Source organism: Leifsonia sp. fls2-241-R2A-40a, from assembly GCF_030209575.1.
GTDB lineage: Bacteria > Actinomycetota > Actinomycetes > Actinomycetales > Microbacteriaceae > Leifsonia.
Window position 1 is genome coordinate 872,557 of sequence record NZ_JARVRS010000001.1, and the last position, 19,032, is coordinate 891,588.

Sequence of the window (19,032 nt, forward strand, 5' to 3'; positions counted from 1 at the left end):
AATGGTGACGGATACGGTTCAGGAGTCGCTGCCGGGCTTCCGCCCGTCGAGGCCGCGCCACCTGCTTCGCAATGAGAACGCGGCGCCCTTGGGCTTGCGGTCGCGGGTGAAGACGCCCTTCTTGTTCCCGTCCACGCGGTGGATGCCGGGACCGGTCATGAAGTCGGCGAAGTTCCAGATGTGCTCGCCGACGAACTCGGGGATGCGGTCGAAGACGCGGTGGTAGGTGGCGAGCAGGTCGGTCTGGTACTCCTCGGTCCACGGCATGTCCCACACCGAGTGGAGCCCGGGCTGCGTGTCTGCACCGTACTCCGACATCATGATCGGCTTGCCGAACCGCTGCACCCACCCGCGCAGCTCCTGCTCGAGGACCGATTCGGCGGTCGTCAGGTCGCCGGTGAAGACGTACCACCCGTAGTAGCGGTTGATCGACAGCACGTCGAAGAGGTCGCCGATCTTGTCGTTCGCCGGAGTTGCGAACATGACGGCTGCGTAGGTGAGCGGACGGGTCGGGTCCAGCTCTCGCGCCAGGTTCACGAGCGGCTCGAAGTATTCTCGCGAGCCCTCCTCGTTGGAAGCCGGCTCGTTGGCGATGCTCCACATGACCACGCTGGGGTGGTTCTTGTCGCGCGCAATCAGCTCGCGCAGGTGTTGCGCGTGCACGTTCTTCGTCTCGCCCCCGAAGTTCTCCTCGGCGAAGGTCGGTGTCGGCGGGATGCCCGTGAGACCGCCTTGGACGCCCAGATTCAGCCCGACCGCTGCGGTCTCGTCGACCACGACGATGCCGTGGCGGTCGGCGAAGTCGAGCACCTCCTCCGCGTACGGGTAGTGGCTGGTGCGGAAGCTGTTCGCGCCCGTCCACTCCAGCAGCTGGAAGTCATGGACGAGATACGCGTCGTCATGGCCCTTGCCGCGGACCGGGGTGTCCTCGTGCTTGCCGAAGCCGGTGAAGTAGAACGGCTCTCCGTTGATGAGGAACTCGGTGCCGCGCACCTCGACCGTGCGCACACCGAACGGGAGCGTGTAGCTGTCCACGAGCTCGTCGCCGGCGGCCAGCTCGACCACCAGGTCGTAGAGGTAGGCGGCGCCCGGCTTCCACAGCCGCACGTCGTGGATGCGGAGTGAGCCGGCCGGGCCGCCCGCCGCCGCGACCTGGACGCCGGCCTCGTCGAGCACGCGGACGCGGCTGGCCACCCCGGCATCGTCCACGCCGCCGATGCGGACGCTGTAGTCGACCGTTCCCGCTGCGCCGTCGATGCCCGTGATGACGGTGATGTCTTCGACGTACGAACGCGGAGTGCTGTAAAGCTTCACCGAACGCGCGATGCCCGCATAGTTGTAGAAGTCGTGGAAGTAGGTCTGCTTCTGGCGGCCGTCCGGTCCGGTGGTCACCGAGCCGGGCGGGATCGTCACGTTGGTGAGCCGGTTGTCCACGGCCACAGTCAGGCGGAACTCCTCGCCCGCGTGGATCGCCTCTGTGAGGTCGGCCTCGAAGGGCGTGTAGCCGCCGACATGCTCCGCCACGAGCGCGTCGTTCACGTAGACCAGGGCGGAGTGGGTCACGGAGCCGAAGCGGAGGACGATCCTTTCGCCCGTCCAGCCGCGCGGGACTCGCACGTCGCGCTGGTACCAGACGATGCCGACGTGATCGCGGATCGCCGGGTCGACGAAGAGATCGTTGTAGCTGGCAGGGACCGGCGCTTCCAGCTCGGTGTCGAGGCGGGCCGTCCACGGCTCGGCGCCGACAGCGGCGTCGAGTGCGAACCGCCAGAGGCCGTCGAGGCCGATGACGTCGCGGGTCGGGGTGGTTCGGGTGCTGAGCATTCTTCTCCTACACGGCACTGCGGGTCGAGTACCTCAGTACAACACGCTTTTGAGATTTCGGCAAGCGATTGCCATACTGGGCGATACAAGCCGCTCAACACTTGATCTGGAGGCGATGACGCCGATGACCGAATCCGCTCCGCACGGTCTGCGCATCGATGCGGGAGGTGACCAGTTCCCCGTTTCCGGGCCGACCCCGCGCCTCTCCTGGCTCCCCACCCCCGACTCGACCGGACACTATGAGGTCTCCGCGACGGTCGACGATGCCCCTCTCGAACCGGCCCGCGCCGACGGTCACCGGCTGAACGCTTGGCCGTGGACGCCACTGCGCAGCGGCGAGCGCGTCCGTTGGCGCGTCCGTGTCCCGGGCGGCGAGTGGAGCGAGGAGCACACGTTCGAGGCGGGGCTGTTCGACACCGACTGGACCGCCGACTGGATCTCCCCGCCCGCACCGGTGGACGCGGTCTTCGGCAAGCGGCCCGGCCGCGCCCTCCGGCGGAGGTTCTCCCTCCAGCGCCCCGTCCGGCGCGCGCGCCTCTACTCGACCGCGCTCGGCGTCTACGAGGCGTTCGTCAATGGCGACCGGGTCGGAACGGCGGAGCTCTCTCCCGGCTCCACCTCGTACGACACGACGGTGTACGCCCAGGCTGCCGACGTCGCATCGTCGCTGAAGTCCGGCGACAACGCCCTCGAGATCGTGCTCACCGACGGCTGGTACCAGGGCCAGGTGGGCGCCTTCCACGCTCGCGCCGCCTGGACAGAGGGGGACGACCTCGCCGCACGTGCCGAGCTGCACCTGCTGTTCGAGGACGGGACGACCGAGGTCATCCGCACCGACGCATCCTGGACCAGCTGGAGTTCTCCGATCGTCCGCGCCGGACTCATGGACGGGCAGGCGACCGACCTCACCGTCGAGCCGTCCCCGCTGGGCAGGGTGCGGGTCGACATCGTTTCGACGCCCCCGATCAGCTGGTCGCCGGCGCCACCGGTGCGGCGCGTCGCAGAACGCGCACCGATCTCGCTCACACAGCTGGCCTCGGGCTGCTGGATCGCGGACTTCGGGCAGAACGCCTCGGGATGGACGCGTCTGACCGACCTGGGCCCGCGCGGTTCCCGGACGGTGATCGAGCACGGCGAGCACCTGGATCCGTCGGGCGACCTCGATATGTCGCATCTGGACTCCGAGCGCGAGGGCGACGGCCGTGTGATGCTCGACCAGCGGGACGAGGTGGTCTCGGACGGCGTCGCTGGGTCGATGTTCGAGCCGCGCCACACCGTCCACGGCTTCCAGTACGCGCGCATCCAGCGCGACGACCTGCCGCTGTCCGCCGACGCGATCACCATGCAGGTCGTCAACACCGACCTGACGCCCGCCGGGTCGTTCCGGTGCAGCGACGATGATCTCAACCGGCTGTACGAGGTCGCCGACTGGAGCTTCCGCGGGAATGCGGTCGACATCCCGACCGACTGCCCGCAGCGTGAGCGGATCGGCTGGACCGGCGACTACCAGGTGTTCGCCTCGACCGCGGTGCGGCTGTTCGACGTGCACGGCTTCACGCGGAAGTGGCTGCAGTCCGTCCGGGACGACCAGCTCGAGGACGGCCGCATCGCGAACTTCTCGCCCGACGGCCGTCAGGTCAAGCACCACCCCGAGCTGCAGGTCGCCCAGATGACCGGGTCCGCCGGGTGGGGCGACGCCATCGTCCACGTGCCGTGGGTGCTCTACGAGGCGTACGGGGATCGCGACGAGCTCGCCGCGAACTGGCATGCGATGACCCGCTGGGTCGACTGGGCCCTCGACACCGCCCGCACCCGCCGCCACCCCTCCCGCGTGCAGCGGTCCGCCGAGCCGCTCCCGCACGAGCGGTACCTGTGGGACGGCTCGTTCCACTGGGGCGAATGGTGCGAACCGAAGGAACGAGCCGCCGACGGCACCCTCATCGACCCGGTGCAGGACGACCCCATGGCCTGGTTCATGGAGGACAAAGGCGAGGTCGGCACCGCTTACCTGTACCGCTCCACCGCGACGCTCGCGCGCATCGGGACCGTCCTCGGTCGCGAGACCGACGCGGCGCGCTATGCGGAGACGGCCGAGCGGATCCGGGACGCATGGCGCACCGAATTCCTCGCCACCGACGGCCGCACGGTCACGGACACGCAGGCGGCGTACGTGCGAGCGCTGAGCTTCGGGCTCATCCCGGACGCGTTGCGCGCAGCAGCTGCGGACCGCCTCGTCGGGCTCATCCGGCGGGCGGGCACTCACCTCGGCACCGGCTTCCTGTCCACCGCAGACCTGCTTCCGGTGCTCGTCGAGACCGGGCACTCCGACGTCGCCTACGAGCTGCTCCTCCAGCGCACCTCCCCGTCCTGGCTCGGGATGCTGGACCGCGGCGCGACGACGATCTGGGAGGACTGGGACGGTGTGGATGAGGACGGCCAGGCCTTCGCCTCGCTCAACCACTACTCGAAGGGCGCGGTGGTGCGATTCCTTCACACCCACTTGCTGGGTCTCGACCAGGATCCGGAATCGGTCGCCTGGGAGTCGTTCGTCCTGCGGCCGATCCCCGGCGGCGGCGTCACCTGGGCGGAGGGCTCCCACGTCACGCCGCAGGGCACGATCGAGGCGTCGTGGCGCATCGAGGGCGGCGTGCTCACCGTCGCGGGACGCGTCCCCGCCGCCACATCGGGTGTCGTCGTCCTCCCCGACGGTCGCTCCATCGAGGTCGGTCCCGGCCCGTTCACGGTGACGTCGCAGGACTGACAGGGCGCAGACGAGAAGGGCGCCGGTCGGTCGATCCGCCCGGCGCCCTTCTCTGTGTATGTCGTCAGGCCGCTCGGTCCAGCCGGCCGTTCCGGCGCGCCACGTCGCCGAGCCAGCCCAGGCTGGGTTTCGGGGTCCGCACGAAGCTCTGGCGGTCGACCTCGATCAGGCCGAAGGTCGGGTCCCAGTGGCCCCACTCGTAGTTGTCGAGCAGGGACCAGTGGAGGTAGCCGCGCACATCCACCCCGTCCGCGATGGCCAGGCCGAGGTGCCGGAGGGCTTCGTCCGTATAGGCGATCCTGCGCGCGTCGTCGTGCGTCGCGATGCCGTTCTCCGTGACGACGATCGGTATGCCGCCCGTGACCTCGGCCGTGTGGCGCACCGCGATCCCGAGAGCGTCCGGACGGTATGCCGTTCCCACCAGGGTGTTGTCGGGACGCTGCGGATACGGCTCGATGCCGTCCGCGTTCACCCACTGTGCGGAGTACGACTGCACGCCGACGAAGTCATCGCCGCGCGAGCCCTCCAGGTAGAGGTCCTCCCAGATGTATTCCAGCTCACGGCGCTTCTCCTCCCCGCCGGGGCGCGTCTCGAACGCCCGGTTGGCGACGGTCCAGCCGACCTTGGCTCCGGTGCGCTCCCGCACGATGTCGCGCACGGCGTGGTGCGCCTCCACGAAGATCCGGCCGATCTCCGGGCTGGGCGCCGGCAGAGCCGGTCGCGGCCCATCCGTGTCGACGGTCGGGCTCTGCCAGCCCTCGCCGTGCTCCTGCGCCTGCTGCATGAAGACGGCCATGCCGGTCATCATCGCGAGCATGTTCGGCTCATTCATGGTGGCCACCCACTCCACGTCCTCCAGGATGGTCGTGGCGGTCTCGACGTACGAGCGGAAGCGGTCGATGGCCCCCGGAGCGGTCCATCCGCCCTGCTCTGCGAACCAGCGAGGGTTGGTGAAATGGTGCAGGGTCACGAACGGAGTGAGCCCCAGCTCGACCGCCGTGTCGATCATCCGGCTGTAGTGCGCCAGCTCGGCGTGGGAGATGAGGCCGGGCTCGGGCTCGATCCGTGCCCACTCGATGCCGAAGCGGTAGCTGTTCAGGCCCGCGTCGGCGAGGAGTTGCATGTCCTCCCGGTAGCGGTGGTAGCTGTCGCACGCGTCGCCGCTCCGCTCCATGCCGGGGACGCGGCCCTCGTTGACCCAGAAGTCGCTGTTGAGGTTGTTGCCTTCGATCTGGTGCGGCGCAGTCGATGCGCCCCACAGGAAGCCGTCGGGGAAGGTCGTCATCGGTTCGTTCCTACTTTCTCGGGCGCCCGCGCGGCCTCCATGGCCGACAGGATGCGTTGGATGGTGTCGGTGAATTCCTCGTCCTCGGCCAGCTCCGGATGGAGGTCCCGAACCGTCGCGAGGAGGTCGGCCCCGTCCGGTTCCTGAAGGATCCAGGCGGCGATGGCGGTCGCGCATCCGACAGCGCTGCGGCCTGCGGCGCGCTCGGCCGCTGCGATCGGGACGATGCGGACCCGGATCTTCGTGCGGGACCCTTCGGCGATCTGGTCGAGCCGGTGGACGATCCGCGGGTTCGCGAACCGCTCCTCGAGTGCCTGCCGGTACTGGGTCGTCTCGACGCTGGAGAGGTTCCGGGCGGCTTCCTCCCACAACTGGTCGACCTGCGCGCGGCAAACCGGGTCGGCGAACGCCTCGGCCACGGTCGCATGCCCGCGCAACCGCCCGGACGACGCGAGCAGAGTGTGCGCGCCGTTGAGCATCCACAGCTTCCGCGCCTCCCACGGGGTGATGTCGTCGACGAAGCGTGCGCCGGCGGTCTCCCAGTGCGGTCGCCCGGACGGGAAGTCTCCGGCAAGCACCCAGTCGGCGAACGGTTCGGTCACGACGGGCGTCGCGTCGAACCACCCGGTCGCGGTGGCGACCAGCTCGCGGTCGCTCGGTTCGAGCCTGGGCGTGATGCGGTCGACCGAAGTGGAGACGAAGGAGGCGCCGGCCGGGAGCCAATCCGCCAGAGCGGGGTCGACCTCCCGCGCCAGCCGATGGAGGGCGCCGCGGACCAGCGATCCGTTCTCAGGGAGGTTGTCGCACGGCACGATGGCGAGGGGTGGTGCATCCGCCAACCGCCGGTGGTGCAGGCCCAGCGCAAGGCGGCCGATGACCGTTCGAGGGCCGGCATCGGCGTCCGGCACAACGGGATCCGCCTTGGCGAGCAGGTCGCGAAGGACACGGATGTCCGAGCGGACGTCCGGATCGTCGAGGTCCAGCTCACCGGCCGTATTCAGGCGGTATCCGGCCTCTGTGACGGTCAGTGTGACGACCGCTATCTGCGGGGATGCGAACGTCGAGAGGAAGCCGGCGATGTCATCGGCCGCCGACGCTTCGACGATGCTCCCGATGACCTCGAACCGGTCGTCCTCGGGGCCGCGCTCGACCAGGGTGTAGACACAACCCTGCTCGGCCAGGACCTCCGCCGCCTCCGGCCGTCGACCTGTGAATGCGGCGATCCCCCACCAATCGGCATCCGCGGCGTGCGCCGTGTACCAGGCCTGGTGCGAGCGATGGAATGCGCCGAGTCCGAGGTGCACGATGCGGACCGGTGGCACACTCCCCGGGTCCGTGAGCGCGTCATGTGTGAGACGCGGAGCGGTGGATGCGGAGGTCACAGCTTGAAGACCCGCTTCGGCAACGGCCCGACCAGTTCGTCGGCGATCTGCTCTGCCGCGCGCAGAGCAATCCTGTCCTCGGCCACGTAGCGGGCGAGGAATGCGGCATCGGCCCGCCGTGCCGTGTCATGCCGAGCCGGGATGGAGAGGAAGGCGCGGGTGTCGTCGATGAATCCGGATCCTCGGAAGAAGCCCGCAGTCTCCGTCACCGCCGACCTGAACCGGCCGATCGCATCCGGCGCATCCAGGAACCACCATGGCGCGCCGATGTACACGCTGCGGTAGAAGCCGGCCAGAGGCGCGACCTCACGCGAATACACCGTCTCATCGACGGCGAAGAGCACCAGGTGGAACCCGTCTGCGTTCCCGAACCGCTCCAGCAGTGGCCGGAGCCCCCGGACGAAGTCGGTGCGTACAGGGATGTCGTGACCGGTGTCCGGACCGAAGCGCTCGAACGTCTCCGTGTGGTGGTTGCGGAGCACCCCGGCGTGGACGGTCATCACCAGGCCGTCCTCCACGCTCATGCGGGCCATCTGGAACAGCATGTGTGCCCGGAATACGCGCTTGCCTGCCTCGTCCGCCCTGCCCGCGACGGCGTCTGCGAACAGGCGCTCCGCGTCGTCGGGCGACAACTCGAGCGCGAGGGGCTCCTCCACACCGTGGTCGGCCGACACGGCACCGTGGTCGAGGAAGTGACGACGACGCGCCTCCAGCGCAGCCAGGTAGCCGGCGAACGTGGCCGGCTGCCCACCGACCGTCAGAAGCCGGAGGACGTTCTCGGCGAATCCGGCTGCGTCGGGATCGACGTATCTGTCCGGCCGGAACGTCGGTACGACGCGGAGACCGGAGTCCTGGAGGACGTCGTGGTGTGCGAGGTCGGCCAGGGGGTCATCGGTCGTGGCGAGCACCTCGATGCCGAACCGTTCGAACAGGGCGCGCGGTGTGAAGTCCGGTTCGGCGAGCCGGGCGGCGATGTGGTCATAGACGGCGTCCGCGTTCGCCGGAGTGAGTTCGAGGTCGACCTCGAGCACGGCACGCAACTCCTCCTCCAGCCAGTAACCGGAGGCGGTACCGGCAAAGAGGTGCCAGTGCTCCGCGAGCAGGCGCCAGACCTCGCGCGGATCGGCCGCATGACCGACGCCGAGGAGTTCCAGGTCGACACCCCCGGCGTGGAGCAGGCGGGTCACGTAATGGTCGTGCGTGACGAGAAGGTCGGCCGGATCGCGGAAGCGGTGGTTCTCCGCCAACCATTCCACCGGGACGTGACCATGCGGCGAGACGATCGGCGCGTCCGCGACCCGCCGATACAGGTCGCGTGCGATCTCGCGGGTACGCGGATCCACAGGAAGAAGGCGGTCGGGGTCGCGGCGTCGCGGCTGGTGCATTCGCCCATTCCATCGCGTCGACCAGATTTTGTCAATCGGTTGCCGAACCCCTCCACCCGTCCGCATCAGCACGCGAAGGTTGGCATCCATCGATCGTGACTTCTGCGCGCTGCGACCACGTTCGGCTAGACTGTGCCAACCGCTTGCCGGAACAACGACGGCCATCGATGAGGGAGCCCGTGAGCGAATCAGAGGCGACGGCGCCGGGCCGTACAGGCACACGCCGGCCCCCCGCGACCATCTACGACGTCGCCAAGGCCACCGGCGTGAGCCCCTCGACCGTCTCGCGAGCGTTGAACAAGCCGGGGCGGCTGAAGGAAGCCACCGAGCGCCGGATCCGCGACGCGGCCGATCAACTCGGGTATCGCATCAACCCGATGGCCCGCGCCCTGCCGACCGGCAAGACCGGCACCCTCGCGCTGCTGGTGTCCGACATCACCAACCCGGTCTACTTCGACGTGGTCCGCGGCGCCGAACGGGTCGCCACCGCGAACGGCCTCACCCTGGTCTTCGCCGAGTCCCAGGAGTCGCCCGAGCTCGAACTCGCAACGGCCCGGCGGCTGCAGACCTCGGTCGACGGGCTCTTCCTCGTCGCCTCGCGCCTGGCGGACGAGCAGATCGCCGACCTGGCTTCCATCAAGCCGCTCATCATCGCCAACCGGCTCGTGCCGGGCGTGACCGCGGTGGTGCCCGATCCCCGGCCCGGGATCGGCGCCGCCCTCGACCAGCTTCAGGAGTTCGGTCACCGTCGCGTCGCGTACCTCTCCGGCCCGGACGCCTCGTGGATGAACGGAGTCCGGTGGCGCACGCTGTTCACCTACGCCGTCGAGCGCGGTATGTCGATCGTCGAGATCGCCTCGACGTCGCCGACACGCGAGGGCGGCGCGGAAGCCTTACCGCGCGTGCTCGCTGCCGACGTGAGCGCCGTGATCGCCTACAACGATCTCGTGGCGCTGGGCCTGCTCCGCGCAGCACGTGAGGGCGGTGTCGAGGTCCCCGGCCAGCTCAGCATCATCGGCTTCGACGACATCTTCGGAGCCGACCTCCCCACCCCCGCCCTGAGCACGATCAAGAGTCCCCTCCGGGAGCTGGGCGAGGCGGGCGTGCACCGGCTTCTGGTGGAGATCGACGACGGTGACGAGGAACACGCCCCTTCGTTGCCCACCCGTTTCATCGCTCGCGAATCGGTCGCGGACCGCCGGCACCGCGATTAGCATCGTCGGGACAAGAGGAGTGCGCATGTTCGTGTCCACCTTCATCTTCGAGGCCAAGCCCTACGACGACGACTTCCACCGACTGAACGACGAGATCGCGGAGCGTGCGCGAGCGATCCCCGGCTTCCTGGGCGAAGAGGCGTGGACCAACGAAGAGACGGGCTTGTCCTCGGAGGTCTACTACTGGGAGAGCCGCGAAGCACTGCATCAGCTGATCGGGATGGACACTCACCGTGAGGCGAAGCGCCTCCACGACCGCTGGATCGGCGCCTACCGCATCGTGATCTCGGAAGTGATCAGCACCTACGGACAGCCGGGCCTGGCCCTCGAACACGTGCCCGCCGCGAACTCTGGTCTCGCATGACCCGGCGCACCTTCGCAGATCCGAACGCCCCCGAGCCCGTCGGGCCGTACTCGCATGCGGCGAGCGCGCCGAACGGCGCACTGTTCCTCTCCGGCCAGACGCCGATCGACCCGTCCACCGGTCGCCTGGTGGGCGGCGACATCGCCGCCCAGACCGTGCAAGTCTTCGCGAACCTGACGTCCGTGCTCGCCGCGGCCGGCCGAACCCTCGACGACGTCGTCAAGGTGAACGTCTACCTGATCGACATGATCGATTTCGCCGCGATGAACGAGGTCTACGAGACCGTCTTCACCGCGCCCTACCCGGCTCGCACCACCGTGGCCGTCGCCGGCCTCCCCCTGGGCGCCCGCGTTGAGATAGAGCTCGTCGCGTAGCCCTCGAACGCCCTGCAGGCCTACGAACCGGGATGGCACGACGCACGCGCGTCAGAGAGCGCGGACGGCGTTGTTGCGCGGGGTGTGGGTGAGTTCCGCCCGGCCGAGCTCCTCGAGCAGGGGCGGCAGATACATCCCGAACCGGCCTCGGTAGCCTTTTCGGAGCCCGTACCAGCCGCCCACCGGGTTGGACTCGGACCGGCCCCACGCCTCGACAGTCCCTTCGGCGGCGGGCTTCTGTTCATCCGCGGCCCCGAGCGGGACCCAGTCGCCCTGCTCGACCAGCCACGCGTGCAGATCGTCGATCGCACGCGCCTGGTATTTCAGCTGCGTGGAGCCGACCTGGCAGACGAGCTCATCGCCGTCGATGTACATCAGGTAGTGCGAGGACCCGGGGGCGGTGGTGAGCTGCCAGGGGTCCTCTTGCGTTCCTTCGGCCATCCTCGCGCCCTTCTCCCCGCCCAACGTCTTTGTCGTAGCCAAGCATCGCATCCGTCCGCCCGTTGCTGACTGCCCTCTCGAGTTTCTGCGGGCCGCTGTTGCCCGCCCGCTCACCAGCTCAGGCGGTCTCGGGCAGGCGGGTGTCGGTCAGTCGCTCGGCGAGTTGCCACAGGGGCTCTCGAACCCCGTCCCGCCGCGCACTCCGGGGGAGCCGGGCGATGCGCTTCGTGGGACCCGTCAACGCCCACCGGGAGGGGCCGTAGTACGCCCCCTGCTCCGCCGCGTCGTCGGCTGCGGCGAAGAGCAGCGGCTCGGCTCCCTGTTCGACGCCCTGCGAGGGGAGCAGCGTCCGCTCGACCGGGGCGCGGTTGCCGCCGTCGAGGTTGCGTCCCGCGGTCTGCAGATTCGTGCGGGTGTAGCCGGGATGCGCCGCAGTGCTCCTCAACGCCCACCCGCGCTCATCGGAGATCTGCGCCAGGCTCGTCGCGAAGAGGAGATCCGCGAGCTTGGACTGCGCGTACGCCCTGCTGGCGCTGTAGCCCGTCTGCCACTGCGGGTCGTCGAGGCGGATGCGTCCGAAATTGGCGGTCCCGCTGGACATGGTCGCGACTCGGGGCTTCTCCGACCGCAGCAGGGTCGGCAACAGCAGCAGGGTCAAGGCGAAGGGGCCGAGGAAGTTCGTCCCGAACTGGAGCTCGAAGCCGTCCGCGGTGGTCATCCGCGTGGGCGGCACCATCACGCCCGCATTGTTCACCAGCGTGTCTACGCGGTCGATCCCGCCGGCGAATCGGCGCACACTCGCGAGGTCGGCGAGGTCGAGCGCCCTGACCTCGATCTGCGCGGACGGGTGACGGCTGATCATGTCCGCCCGGGCGGCCTCGCCCTTCTCCACGCTGCGGACCGCCAGGACCACCTCGGCTCCCGCGCCGGCGAGTCGCTCCGCCGCCTCCCGGCCGGTCCCGCTGTTGGAGCCGGTGACGACGACGCGACGGCCGCTTTGATCAGGAACGATGTACATGTGCTCTCCTTGCGGGATAATAGACCAGCGGTCTCTTTAACCGAGAGTAACAGACCGGTGGTCTATAAATGAAGGGCGAGGCGATGTCGACGGGGTTCTCCCGCGCGCGAAGCGATGAGCAGCGCGCAGTGCGCGCAGCCGCCATCCTGAGCGCCGCCGACGAGATGCTGTCGGAGATGCGCGTCGCGGACATCACCCTGAACGAGCTCTCCCGACGAGTCGGCCTGGCGAAGTCCAACGTGCTGCGTTACTTCCCATCGCGTGAGGCCGTGCTGCTTCAGCTGCTCGACAGGGAGACGCAACGCTGGCTCGACGATATCGACGCCCGACTGGCCGACTCCGGTGACCCGTCGCTGCCGGCGTGCATCGCCGCCGCCGCGGCCGCGTGCCCGGTGTTCTGCGACCTCACCGCAAGCGCATCCGGCGTCCTGGAGCGCAATGTCTCGGGCGACGTCGCCGCCGATTACAAGCGCTCCTCCCTCGAGACGGGTGACCGCCTCGCTCGGATCGCCGGATTCGATGGGCTCGAATCGCCCGCGGGCCTGGTTTTCGTGAGCACGGTGATCCTGAGCATCGGTGGGCTGTGGGCGGCGTCGCAACCCAGCGAGGGGATGCGCGCAGCGTACGAAGCCCATCCGGAATTCCAGCCGTTGCGCGTCGACTTCCAGACGGCCTTGCGCGAAATCGTGGCCACGACTCTCGCCGGCATCGGAGCCCGCGAGCTCGGCTGATCCGAGAGTGTCGATCGCGTCAACCGACCGGGATGCCGGCCTTCGACTCCTCCAGGGACGCGCGGAGGTCCGAGAGCGCCGTCATGACGGCCTCGAGTCGATCGTGCGGGAGCGGGATCAGCGCGGCGAGCTGCGCTCGGAACGCGGCTTCGGCGTCGGCGACCAAACGCTCCCCCTCCGCTGTGAGGCTCACCAGGGACGAGCGCCCATCTGAGGGGTTCGGATGGCGGCGCGCCCAGCCCCGGTCGACCAAGCGGTCCACTCCCTTACTGATGGCGCCCACCCCGGCTGCGAAGTTCTCCGCGATCTCGATGACCCGGGCGCCGGGCCGGGCGGCCAGGTAGCGCAGCATCTCGAACTGAGAGGCGGCCATCCCGTGCTGCAGCCGGAGTGTTTCGTTGACCGCGTTGTACAGCCGGGTCTCGCACCGGACGAGGTCGTCGAAGAAGGTGACGAGATCGTTGCTCGCGGAGCTATATGCCATGGCATATAGTGTAGTTACTAGATGCCGAGGCATATATCTACGATCGGAGACGTCATGAGCGCGGAACAGCGGAAGAACCTGGCAGAGCAGCTGCGGGAGGCCTCGGGACCTCAGCCGCCCGCCTCAGTGGAGCGACTCCGCTCCGGATTCGCCGCTTTCATGGGCACCTTCCCCATCCCGTCGGGAATCCGGACGACGCCGACCCATCTCGGCGGCCGTCCGGCGGTCCGCGTCGAGCGGGAAGCGGAACCGCGGCCGGGCACCCTGCTCTACTTCCACGGCGGGTCATTCGTGCTCGGTTCGCCGACGACAGCCCTCAGTATCACTGCACAACTCGTCCTGCGATCAGGCATCTCGGCGATCTCCGTGGACTACCGTCTCGCTCCGGAGCATCCCTTCCCGGCGGCGATCGAGGACGGGGTGGCCGCCTACCGTGAACTCCTCGCGTCGGGCACGCCGTCGAGCACCATCGCCTTCGTCGGCGACTCCGCAGGCGGCGGCCTGTCGGTGACCACGAGCCTGGCTGCGCGAGATGCCGGCCTGCCGCTGCCCGCCGCGATCGTCGCATTCTCCCCGGGCCTGGACCACACCCGGTCCGGGAGCAGCATGTCCACCAAGGACGGCGTCGACCCCTTCTTCACCGCCGACGGGATGCGCCGCACCGGCGAGCTGTACCTCGGGGGCCAGAACCCCGCCCAGCCATTGCTGGCCCCGGCGGTCCACGCCGACCTGCACGGGATGCCGCCGATCCTCCTCCAGGTCGGGACGGACGAACTCCTCCTCGACGACTCCGTTCGGCTGGCCGACCGGGCTCGCGACGCGGGTGTCGACGTGATCCTCGACATCACGGCCGGCGTGCCCCACGTCTTCCCGGCCTACGTCGGAACCCTGGACGAAGCGGCAGAGGCGCTCGACCGCGCAGCCCTCTTCCTCACCCAGAAGGTGCGGCCCGTGCAGCCCTCCCCCTCGGGGACGATCGCGCCGTGAAGGGTGCCCTGCCGGTACCTCCTTCATCAGGGACTCCCTCCCGCCGGCGGATCGCGGTGTGCTGGATGTCGTGACCGCATCCTCCGCTTCCCGCCCCGACGTCCCCGCCGTCCGCGCCGGCCGTGCGCTGGCGACCCTGCTGCTCGTGCTCACGGTGTTCGGCCCGATCTCGATGGACCTCTACCTCCCAGCGCTTCCGGCGCTGACCATCGAACTCGGCGCGGCGACCTCGATGGCGCAGCTCACGGTGACCGCCTGCCTCATCGGCCTGGCCGCCGGGCAGCTGGTCGCCGGTCCGCTCTCGGACCGGTTCGGCCGCCGCGGTCCCGTCCTCATCGGGGTGACTGCGTACGTCATCGTGTCCGCGCTGTGCGCCGTCAGCCCGACCGTCGAGGTGCTGGTCGCGGCGCGGCTGGTGCAGGGCATCGCCGGCGGTGTCGGCATCGTGATCGCGCAGGCTGCAGGGCGCGACGTCTACGACGGCGGCCGGCTGATCCGCTTCTACGGCAGGCTGACCGTCATCGGCGGGTTCGCGGCGGTCGTCGGTCCACTGCTCGGAGGCGCACTGACCGCGGTGCTGGACTGGCGCGGCCTGTTCCTGGTACTCGCCGCCATCGGTGCGGTCATCCTCGGTTGGGTCGCGCTGGCGTTCCCTGAGACGCTGGCGCCGACCGCGCGGACCGCCGCGGGCTTCGCCGTCATCGGCCGGGACCTGCGACTGCTGCTCTCCGACCGTCGCTTCGTCGGCGCCGTCGTCGCGCTGGGGTTCGTCTACGCCGCCCTGTTCGCCTACCTCAGCGGGGCGACGTATGTGCTGCAGGGCGTCTACGGGCTCTCGCCGCAGGGATACGCACTCGCGTTCGGGCTGAACTCGGCCGGATTCATGGTGTTCGGCTACCTGGCCGGTCGTTCCAGCGAGCGCTGGAGCGTGACGGGCACGCTCGTGGTCGGGCTCGCGGTCGCCGGCGCCGGCGCCGCCGGGCTGCTCGCCGCCGGGCTCTGGCACGTCCCGCTCGTCGTGGTCATGGTGTCCCTGCTGCTGCTTGCGGCGGGCACCGCGATCACCAGCCCGCCGTCGACCACGCTGGCGCTCGAGGACTATCCGCAGATCGCCGGCACCGCGTCCTCGGTCCTCGGGGCCGCGCGCTTCGCATTCGGCGGTGTCGCCGCGCCGATCGTCGGGGTGGCCGGCTCGCTCACGATCCTTCCGCTCGGCCTGGTGACCACCGTCTCGATCGCGCTCGCGGCTCTGGTCCTCCTGCTCTTCCTCACGCGCCGGACACGGGCGTCCGTCCGGTCAGTGCCGGTCGCCGCTCACCGCTGTGCTGTCGAGAACTGAGCCGAGATGCCGGCACTGACGAAGCCGGCGTACTCGTCCAGCGCCCACTCGCCGCGGGTGACCAGCATCTCGTACAGCTGCGGAGAACTGTAGGTGAGCAGGACGTCCGTCGCGTGCTCGATGGACAGCCCCTCCGGCAGATGCCCCGCCTCCGCAAGACGGCCAGCGTTCTGTCTCATCCGGGTCCGCCGGTCGTCGGCGAGCCCCCGAGCGAGTTCCGCGAGTTCGGAATCATGGACGGCAGCCGCGTCCAGCAGTAAGAGGATCGGTGCCACGCGGGGCGCGACCTCGGCCGTGAGCCGTCCCCACCCGTCGGCCAGCGCCTTCAGGTCGCCGGCCGGAAGCGCGTCCGAGCGGCTCTCGGCTGCCACCGGGCCGATTCCGCGCAGGGACTCCTCGACGACCGCGCGGGTGAGCGCGGCACGGCCGGCGAACCGCTTGTACACCGATTCCGCCGAGACGCCGCATGCCCGAGCCACCCCGGGGATCGTAAGACCGGCATAGCCGTCACGCAGCAGGACCTCCCGGGCCTCCCCGACGATGCGCGTCCGCACCTGCTCCGCTCGGGCTCGCCGGGCCTCCCCGTCGTATTGCCGCTTGACGCCGGCCATCCCGCGCTCCATACTCGAATAAATAGTTACAGATGACTGTAACGAAATCGAGGCAGCAATGTCCAGAGAATCAAGCCCGTTCCTCCACCGCCTCCGGGATGCGACGAACGGCCACGACCTCGAAGCCCTCACCGACTGCTTCGCGCCGGGATATCGGAACGAGGCACCCGCGCATCCCGGCCGCGACTTCGTGGGAACCGCACAGATCCGCAGCAATTGGAGCCAGATCTTCACGTTCGTCCCGGACGTCGAAGCGACCATCCTCCGCGAGACGGTCGACGGCGACGTCGTCTGGTCCGAGTGGGAGATGAGCGGCACACGCCTCGACGGCACCGCCCATCACATGCGCGGCGTGATCGTGTTCACCGTGGTGGACGATCGAGCGACCTCGGCTCGCTTCTATCTCGAGCCGGTCGATGCCGAGCAATCGACGGTCGACCAGGCGGTGTCCGCTCAAGTGCACGCGGGGGGCGCAGGGTGATCGTCGTGGCCGGAGGCAGCGGCCGACTCGGAGGACTGATCGTCGCGGGGCTCCTCTCCCAGGAGGAACGCGTCGTCGTCCTCGTGAGAGACGTCGGTCGCGCCCGGGCGGCACTCGGGTCCACGGTCGAGGTGGTCGGCGCCGATGTGCGCCGTCGGCAGGGGCTGGCTGCCGCGGTCGCGGGTGCCGAGATCGTCATCTCGTGCGTGCACGGATTCCTCGGCGGCCGCGGCGCGGGCCCCGCCGAGGTCGACGAGCGGGGAAACCTCAACCTCATCGACGCCACCGCCGCGACCGGCGCGCAGTTCGTGCTCATGTCCGTGAGCGGCGCGGCACCGGACCATCCGCTCGATCTCTTCCGCGCCAAGTACGCCGCCGAGCAGTACCTGCGAGCGAGCGCCGTCCCCTGGACGATCGTGCGAGCGCCCGCCCACGTCGATACGTGGCTCGGGATCCTGACGGAGACCGCGCGATCCACGGGTCGCCCTCTCGTATTCGGTCGTGGCGACCAGCCGATTCCATTCGTGTCCGCCGCCGAGGTCGCCGACATCACGGTCCGGGCTGCACTGGATGCACGCCTACGCGGGCGCATCCTCGACGTGACAGGGGAAGCCGTCAGCATGAATCAGCTCGCGCGAGCGCTGCAGGAGGCACGCGGCTGGCACGGCTCGCTGCGCCACATCCCTCGAGGGCTCCTCCGGACCCTCGCCGTCGCGGCCGCGCCCGTGAATCCCGCCTTCGCGCGCCAGAACCGCGCGGCGCTGGAAATGGACAGAGGCCGTACAGCCGCCGCCGACGACGACGCGGATCCGGCTCGCGTCCACGTCGGATCGGCGGCCCGGGACACCAGCCTCTTGGAGCAGATCGCGGGAGAGCGTGGGTGAGAAGGCGCTCCCTCAGACCTGAGAGAGGATGCTCGCCGGTTCGTCCACGCTCCAGGAGCCGAGTGGAGCAGTCGAGAGCACACCCTCGATACCGGCCTCACGAAACGCACGGGCCGTATCCGCGGGGCCGTCAGCGAAGTGCGCCCACCCGTCCTGGTGCGCCACGACGACGGACGGTGCAGCGAGGATCTCGGCAGCGGCGGCTGCCCGGTCGGCCGTGAACGTCAGGGGCCGGTCGTCGAATTTCGTGGGTACGTGCGCCCCGCCGGCGTTCAGCAGGGCGACGTCGATGCGGGGAAACCTTCGGCCGATGTCGGCGACGGCCTTCAGGGAAGCGTTGTCGCCTCCCACGTAGACGGTGGGCGAGTCGCGCGCCTCGATCACGAAGCCGCTCACCTCGCAGTTGACGTAACCCTCCGGCATCAGGCCGTCAGCCGGCCCATGGAGAGCCGGCGTGGCCGTGATCCGCACCCCCGACGGGTGGTGGTAGAAGCGCTCCCAGGGGACGAGCCCCCGCGCCCGCGGTCCGAGGTCGAGCGCACTGCTCGGGGTAGTGAGCACCAACGGCGACGAGACGGCGAACTCCCGTCCGCCGGTGTCGAGGTTGTCGGGATGCTGCGAGTGGCTGACGAGCACCAGGTCGACCGGTCCAAGTGCTGCCGCTGTCGTCGCGGGCCCGGCGGTCTTGCGCAAGTACCCGTAGTCTGTCGGAGGGTCGAAGGTCGGGTCCACGACGATCCGGAGGCCGTGGACGTCGATGACTGCAGTCGGTCCACCGATCACACCGACGCCGAAGGGCCTCCTCTGGGCGCCGATCTCCGTCACTGAGCTCTCTCCAACCGGTATCCCGCCGCGCGAAGCGTCTCTGCCATGTGCTGCGCGTACCATTCCGGCCACTGCTCGTCGTAGACGCCGCCCAGGTCCTCCTTCTCATGGATCCCGTGAGCGTCCGCTGCCTGACGCAGGTGATCCAGGATGACGGCGATCGTGTCGACGGCCTCCGGCTCATTCGTTGCGGCGGTCATCGTCCCGGCAGCCGCTTCTTGATCTCCTGCAGGATCCAGCCGTTGCCGTCGGGGTCCTCGAAGGAGGCGAACGTCGAGTAGTCGGCGCGCTCGGGGTGGGGCCCCGAGATGCGCGCTGCGGTGCCCGCGTGATGGAAGATGCCGGTCTCATCGTGGAAGAGTTCCGAAACTCCGACACCAGCGGCGAGGAGCGCGTCGCGGGCCTCTTCGATGTCGTAGACCGTCAGCTGCAGCCCTTGTGCGGAGCCCGGGGCGGCGTTCGTGACCCCGGTGCCGAAGATGATCGACGCTTCGGACTCGGGCGGCGTGAACTGAACGACCCGGTATCCCTCGTCGACGGTGAAGTCCGCGTCCTCGCGCCAGCCGAGGGACTGATAGAACGCTTTGGCGCGGTCCACGTCCGTGACGGGGAGGACCACGACTTCCAGTTTCATGTACATTC

Annotated in this window: 20 protein-coding genes; 9 read left to right on the plus strand and 11 right to left on the minus strand. The window is 69.3% G+C overall.

The window, feature by feature from the left end:
- Positions 1-18: 18 nt before the first annotated feature.
- A complete protein-coding gene (uidA, locus tag QRN40_RS04300; RefSeq protein WP_285114256.1) occupies positions 19-1,824 on the minus strand; it encodes a beta-glucuronidase in 1,806 nt (601 codons plus the stop codon).
- Positions 1,825-1,948: 124 nt separating this feature from the next.
- Between uidA and QRN40_RS04305 the strand changes: the two genes are divergently transcribed.
- Entirely contained in the window at positions 1,949-4,585 is a 2,637-nt protein-coding gene (locus QRN40_RS04305) for a family 78 glycoside hydrolase catalytic domain (RefSeq protein ID WP_285114257.1), read from the plus strand.
- Between the two features lie 64 nt (positions 4,586-4,649).
- Here the strand turns inward: QRN40_RS04305 and QRN40_RS04310 are convergent, their stop codons facing one another.
- The 3 genes from QRN40_RS04310 to uxaC are packed head-to-tail and all read right to left on the minus strand — an operon-like array spanning position 4,650 to position 8,637.
- The gene (locus QRN40_RS04310) at positions 4,650-5,870 is read right to left on the minus strand and encodes a glycoside hydrolase family 1 protein (RefSeq protein ID WP_285114258.1); all 1,221 of its coding nucleotides are present in this window, start codon (positions 5,868-5,870) and stop codon (positions 4,650-4,652) included.
- A complete protein-coding gene (locus QRN40_RS04315; protein WP_285114259.1) occupies positions 5,867-7,252 on the minus strand; it encodes a mannitol dehydrogenase family protein in 1,386 nt (461 codons plus the stop codon). The genes QRN40_RS04310 and QRN40_RS04315 overlap by 4 nt, the downstream gene beginning before the upstream one ends.
- On the minus strand, positions 7,249-8,637 hold the full coding sequence (gene uxaC, locus QRN40_RS04320; RefSeq protein ID WP_285114260.1) for a glucuronate isomerase: 1,389 nt from the start codon (positions 8,635-8,637) through the stop codon (positions 7,249-7,251). The genes QRN40_RS04315 and uxaC overlap by 4 nt, the downstream gene beginning before the upstream one ends.
- Before the next feature lie 179 nt (positions 8,638-8,816).
- On the opposite strand from uxaC, the gene QRN40_RS04325 reads away from it, so the two are divergent.
- The 3 genes from QRN40_RS04325 to QRN40_RS04335 are packed head-to-tail and all read left to right on the plus strand — an operon-like array spanning position 8,817 to position 10,589.
- A complete protein-coding gene (locus QRN40_RS04325) occupies positions 8,817-9,851 on the plus strand; it encodes a LacI family DNA-binding transcriptional regulator (protein ID WP_285114261.1) in 1,035 nt (344 codons plus the stop codon).
- Positions 9,852-9,876: 25 nt separating this feature from the next.
- Positions 9,877-10,215 carry an antibiotic biosynthesis monooxygenase family protein gene (locus QRN40_RS04330; RefSeq protein WP_285114262.1) on the plus strand — a complete coding sequence of 113 codons (339 nt, stop codon included), beginning with the start codon at positions 9,877-9,879 and terminating at the stop codon, positions 10,213-10,215.
- Positions 10,212-10,589 carry a Rid family detoxifying hydrolase gene (locus tag QRN40_RS04335; RefSeq protein ID WP_285114263.1) on the plus strand — a complete coding sequence of 126 codons (378 nt, stop codon included), beginning with the start codon at positions 10,212-10,214 and terminating at the stop codon, positions 10,587-10,589. Before QRN40_RS04330 ends, QRN40_RS04335 begins: the two co-directional genes overlap by 4 nt.
- A 51-nt stretch (positions 10,590-10,640) precedes the next feature.
- Here QRN40_RS04335 and QRN40_RS04340 read toward each other — a convergent pair whose 3' ends face one another.
- Positions 10,641-11,030, minus strand: coding sequence for a DUF6855 family protein (locus tag QRN40_RS04340; protein ID WP_285114264.1), 390 nt, complete (start codon positions 11,028-11,030; stop codon positions 10,641-10,643).
- Positions 11,031-11,148: 118 nt separating this feature from the next.
- Positions 11,149-12,048, minus strand: a complete 900-nt coding sequence (locus QRN40_RS04345; RefSeq protein ID WP_285114265.1) for an SDR family NAD(P)-dependent oxidoreductase — start codon at positions 12,046-12,048, stop codon at positions 11,149-11,151.
- 68 nt (positions 12,049-12,116) lie between these two features.
- On the opposite strand from QRN40_RS04345, the gene QRN40_RS04350 reads away from it, so the two are divergent.
- Positions 12,117-12,779, plus strand: coding sequence for a TetR/AcrR family transcriptional regulator (locus QRN40_RS04350; RefSeq protein ID WP_285114266.1), 663 nt, complete (start codon positions 12,117-12,119; stop codon positions 12,777-12,779).
- A gap of 19 nt (positions 12,780-12,798) precedes the next feature.
- Here QRN40_RS04350 and QRN40_RS04355 read toward each other — a convergent pair whose 3' ends face one another.
- Positions 12,799-13,263 (minus strand): MarR family winged helix-turn-helix transcriptional regulator, encoded by a 465-nt coding sequence (locus QRN40_RS04355; RefSeq protein ID WP_285114267.1) that lies wholly within the window; start codon positions 13,261-13,263, stop codon positions 12,799-12,801.
- Between the two features lie 54 nt (positions 13,264-13,317).
- Here QRN40_RS04355 and QRN40_RS04360 point away from each other — a divergent pair, with 54 nt between their 5' ends.
- Together QRN40_RS04360 and QRN40_RS04365 are read left to right on the plus strand one after the other, a co-directional pair.
- On the plus strand, positions 13,318-14,250 hold the full coding sequence (locus QRN40_RS04360) for an alpha/beta hydrolase (RefSeq protein WP_285114268.1): 933 nt from the start codon (positions 13,318-13,320) through the stop codon (positions 14,248-14,250).
- 70 nt (positions 14,251-14,320) lie between these two features.
- Complete coding sequence (locus tag QRN40_RS04365) at positions 14,321-15,589, plus strand: multidrug effflux MFS transporter (protein ID WP_285114269.1); 1,269 nt, start codon at positions 14,321-14,323, stop codon at positions 15,587-15,589.
- Here the strand turns inward: QRN40_RS04365 and QRN40_RS04370 are convergent.
- Positions 15,565-16,200 carry a TetR/AcrR family transcriptional regulator gene (locus QRN40_RS04370; protein ID WP_285114270.1) on the minus strand — a complete coding sequence of 212 codons (636 nt, stop codon included), beginning with the start codon at positions 16,198-16,200 and terminating at the stop codon, positions 15,565-15,567. The two genes, QRN40_RS04365 and QRN40_RS04370, sit on opposite strands and share 25 nt — an antisense overlap.
- Before the next feature lie 58 nt (positions 16,201-16,258).
- Between QRN40_RS04370 and QRN40_RS04375 the strand changes: the two genes are divergently transcribed.
- Together QRN40_RS04375 and QRN40_RS04380 are read left to right on the plus strand one after the other, a co-directional pair.
- Positions 16,259-16,681, plus strand: a complete 423-nt coding sequence (locus tag QRN40_RS04375; protein ID WP_285114271.1) for a nuclear transport factor 2 family protein — start codon at positions 16,259-16,261, stop codon at positions 16,679-16,681.
- 5 nt (positions 16,682-16,686) lie between these two features.
- Entirely contained in the window at positions 16,687-17,565 is an 879-nt protein-coding gene (locus tag QRN40_RS04380) for an SDR family oxidoreductase (RefSeq protein ID WP_285114272.1), read from the plus strand.
- A gap of 12 nt (positions 17,566-17,577) precedes the next feature.
- On the opposite strand, the gene QRN40_RS04385 is transcribed toward QRN40_RS04380, so the two are convergent.
- Genes QRN40_RS04385 through QRN40_RS04395 form a run of 3 tightly spaced genes read right to left on the minus strand, consistent with a single transcriptional unit; the run spans position 17,578 to position 19,024 of the window.
- The gene (locus QRN40_RS04385; protein WP_285114273.1) at positions 17,578-18,390 is read right to left on the minus strand and encodes an MBL fold metallo-hydrolase; all 813 of its coding nucleotides are present in this window, start codon (positions 18,388-18,390) and stop codon (positions 17,578-17,580) included.
- Positions 18,387-18,590 (minus strand): hypothetical protein, encoded by a 204-nt coding sequence (locus tag QRN40_RS04390; RefSeq protein WP_285114274.1) that lies wholly within the window; start codon positions 18,588-18,590, stop codon positions 18,387-18,389. Before QRN40_RS04390 ends, QRN40_RS04385 begins: the two co-directional genes overlap by 4 nt.
- Positions 18,587-19,024 (minus strand): VOC family protein, encoded by a 438-nt coding sequence (locus QRN40_RS04395; RefSeq protein ID WP_350224752.1) that lies wholly within the window; start codon positions 19,022-19,024, stop codon positions 18,587-18,589. Before QRN40_RS04395 ends, QRN40_RS04390 begins: the two co-directional genes overlap by 4 nt.
- Positions 19,025-19,032: the final 8 nt, after the last annotated feature.

Coding starts and splice junctions, on each gene's coding strand:
- QRN40_RS04340 (WP_285114264.1), bottom strand. CDS start 11,030: ATGGCCGAAGGAACGCAAGAGGACCCCTGGCAGCTCACCACCGCCCCC.
- QRN40_RS04375 (WP_285114271.1), top strand. CDS start 16,259: ATGTCCAGAGAATCAAGCCCGTTCCTCCACCGCCTCCGGGATGCGACG.
- QRN40_RS04355 (WP_285114267.1), bottom strand. CDS start 13,263: ATGGCATATAGCTCCGCGAGCAACGATCTCGTCACCTTCTTCGACGAC.
- uxaC (WP_285114260.1), bottom strand. CDS start 8,637: ATGCACCAGCCGCGACGCCGCGACCCCGACCGCCTTCTTCCTGTGGAT.
- QRN40_RS04310 (WP_285114258.1), bottom strand. CDS start 5,870: ATGACGACCTTCCCCGACGGCTTCCTGTGGGGCGCATCGACTGCGCCG.
- QRN40_RS04370 (WP_285114270.1), bottom strand. CDS start 16,200: ATGGCCGGCGTCAAGCGGCAATACGACGGGGAGGCCCGGCGAGCCCGA.
- QRN40_RS04390 (WP_285114274.1), bottom strand. CDS start 18,590: ATGACCGCCGCAACGAATGAGCCGGAGGCCGTCGACACGATCGCCGTC.
- QRN40_RS04345 (WP_285114265.1), bottom strand. CDS start 12,048: ATGTACATCGTTCCTGATCAAAGCGGCCGTCGCGTCGTCGTCACCGGC.
- QRN40_RS04360 (WP_285114268.1), top strand. CDS start 13,318: ATGAGCGCGGAACAGCGGAAGAACCTGGCAGAGCAGCTGCGGGAGGCC.
- QRN40_RS04305 (WP_285114257.1), top strand. CDS start 1,949: ATGACCGAATCCGCTCCGCACGGTCTGCGCATCGATGCGGGAGGTGAC.
- QRN40_RS04330 (WP_285114262.1), top strand. CDS start 9,877: ATGTTCGTGTCCACCTTCATCTTCGAGGCCAAGCCCTACGACGACGAC.
- QRN40_RS04335 (WP_285114263.1), top strand. CDS start 10,212: ATGACCCGGCGCACCTTCGCAGATCCGAACGCCCCCGAGCCCGTCGGG.
- QRN40_RS04395 (WP_350224752.1), bottom strand. CDS start 19,024: ATGAAACTGGAAGTCGTGGTCCTCCCCGTCACGGACGTGGACCGCGCC.
- QRN40_RS04350 (WP_285114266.1), top strand. CDS start 12,117: ATGAAGGGCGAGGCGATGTCGACGGGGTTCTCCCGCGCGCGAAGCGAT.
- uidA (WP_285114256.1), bottom strand. CDS start 1,824: ATGCTCAGCACCCGAACCACCCCGACCCGCGACGTCATCGGCCTCGAC.